Source organism: Bariatricus sp. TF06-38A, assembly GCF_027690675.1.
In the GTDB taxonomy this organism is placed as follows: Bacteria; Bacillota; Clostridia; order Lachnospirales; family Lachnospiraceae; genus Allocoprococcus; species Allocoprococcus comes.
This window is the reverse complement of the sequence record NZ_JAQFCE010000072.1, coordinates 1-551: the sequence shown is the minus strand read 5'-3', so window position 1 is coordinate 551 and position 551 is coordinate 1. Positions and strand designations below refer to the sequence as shown.

Sequence of the window (551 nt, the reverse complement as noted above, 5' to 3'; positions counted from 1 at the left end):
TAAACGGAACAGCCCCAGTCAGAAACCTTATTTTCGGTCTGATAGTCCATGCTTATTCATGCTATCAAAGTGAAAATATATATTTTATATGCTTACTCAAGCGTGTGATTGACCCTAGCGTGCTTAATCACTCTGTCTAATACGATAATAACTCCATTAGAATTACTTGTCAAGAAGTTTTTGTTGACTTTTAGATATAGATTAAGTATGATATGCTTATAAATACCAAGAAAAGCAACGAAAGGAGCGGTTATACTAAGTTATGGAGCATTATGAAAAGAAAATCAGTTTCTTAGGAGAAAACATACAGACCATAAGAAAACACAGAGGAATGAAACAACAGGAACTTGCGGACAAAATCGGTATCAATATTGCCTTTCCAAGATTGAACGTGGCGTGAATTATCCTACCTTTGATACGTTAGAGAAGATAATGGACGTGCTGGGTGTAACGCCCAATGAATTATTGTCGGGAGAATGGAAGTATATTGACCACACCGAGCCCTATATCATGGATATTATCAAACGGGAACAAGACTTCAATGTTTCCTT

1 protein-coding gene is annotated in these 551 nt (G+C 36.5%); it reads left to right on the top strand.

Features of this window, described 5'->3' with window-relative positions; genetic code table 11:
- Positions 1-396 precede the first annotated feature (396 nt).
- Positions 397-551: helix-turn-helix domain-containing protein (locus PG418_RS19115; RefSeq protein ID WP_498837897.1), on the top strand; the 155-nt coding region annotated here is incomplete at its 3' end.